The organism is Mesorhizobium sp. M6A.T.Ce.TU.002.03.1.1 (genome assembly GCF_003997275.1).
Lineage (GTDB): Bacteria > Pseudomonadota > Alphaproteobacteria > Rhizobiales > Rhizobiaceae > Mesorhizobium > Mesorhizobium mediterraneum.
The window spans coordinates 1-562 of sequence record NZ_RZTI01000308.1 but is presented as its reverse complement, the minus strand read 5'-3'; the positions used below and the strand labels follow the sequence as shown (position 1 = coordinate 562).

2 protein-coding genes are annotated in these 562 nt (G+C 60.7%); both read right to left on the bottom strand.

What is annotated here, in order from left to right; translation table 11 throughout:
* A partial coding sequence (locus EOC93_RS33675) for a site-2 protease family protein (protein ID WP_206532310.1) occupies nucleotides 1–318 on the bottom strand: 318 nt, incomplete at its 3' end.
* Between the two features lie 103 nt (nucleotides 319–421).
* The coding region (locus EOC93_RS33670) for a phosphatidate cytidylyltransferase (protein ID WP_164759404.1) at nucleotides 422–562 on the bottom strand (141 nt) is incomplete at its 5' end.

Genomic DNA, 562 nt, shown 5'->3' with positions numbered 1-562 from the left:
CGCGTCCTCGGTCAGCGTTTCAATTTCTTCCGACGTGGGCTGGCTCGATGTGGCGTTCATGTCGCCGACGAATTTTACATAGCCGCCAAGCGGGATCGCACACAGTTTCCAGCGCGTGCCGTGGCTGTCGTTGAAGCCGAAGAGTTCCGGGCCGAAGCCGATCGAGAAGGCCCTGACGCCGATGCCGCACCAGCGCCCGACAAGGTAATGGCCCATTTCGTGGACGAACACGACCACGGTCAGCACGAAGAGGAATGGCACCAGCGTACCGAGGACAAAGCCTTCTGTGCTGAAAAGCGCGTGAAGAATCTCGTTCAAGACAAACCCTCAAATTCTTCCACGGCGCAGACTGCGCCGCGACTGTGACACCAATCCGGGCGAATCCAAGGCGCACCGCGCAAAGGACCTGAAATGACACCACTCAAACGGGAAACAGCCCCTGCGCCGGATGATCGGCGTTCGCCGAAATCCAGCCGATGACGTACAGGGCGAATGCCGCTGCGACAAGCCCGTCGACACGATCCATGACGCCGCCATGGCCCGGGATGAGCGCCCCCGAATC